Consider the following 572-nt stretch of genomic DNA (forward strand, 5'->3'; position numbering starts at 1 on the left):
CATCGCGCCTTCCGCCCCGGCCGGTACCCCCGGATCCTCCGGTACCCCCGGGCCGGCGCCCGGCGCCCGGGACGACATCGTCCGGGCCGTGTGGGGGGCGCGTACCCGCAAGGGCGTCGAGCCGTACCTGCGGCACCTGGCGGCGGTCACCGGGGAGGCCGAGGAGGTGGTGGCGGTCGCCCTGGGACGGCACGAGCGGATCGAGACCCTCGCGGTGGTCACCGACCGGCGGCTGATCCTGCTGTCCCACCGGTGGGGCGCGCCCTCGGAGCTCCCGATCCCCCGCGAGGCGATCGCGGAGGTCCGGCAGCAGGCGGGCCTGTTGCACACCGCTCTGCTGGTGCGGACGGCCGGGCCCGCCGGAGCACCCACGCTGGAGGTGACCCACCTGGACCGGAACGACGCCCGGACGGTGGCGGACGCGCTCCTGCGGTCGGGCCCCGCACAGCAACCGCCGCACGTCCCGCCGGTGGCCGGGGCGGACACGGGAACGGGCGCGCCGGGCTTCGTCACTCCGCCGACCGGCCCGTTCCCCCCGACCGGCCCCGGACATCCGACGGGCCCTGTCTCTT

Annotated in this window: 1 pseudogene; it reads left to right on the forward strand. The window is 77.6% G+C overall.

The window, feature by feature from the left end:
- Positions 1 to 88: 88 nt before the first annotated feature.
- Positions 89 to 572 (forward strand): annotated as a pseudogene (locus FNQ90_RS26115) (hypothetical protein); the annotation flags it as partial.

The sequence above is a fragment of the Streptomyces alkaliphilus genome, from assembly GCF_014141535.1.
Taxonomy (GTDB): Bacteria; Actinomycetota; Actinomycetes; order Streptomycetales; family Streptomycetaceae; genus Streptomyces; species Streptomyces alkaliphilus.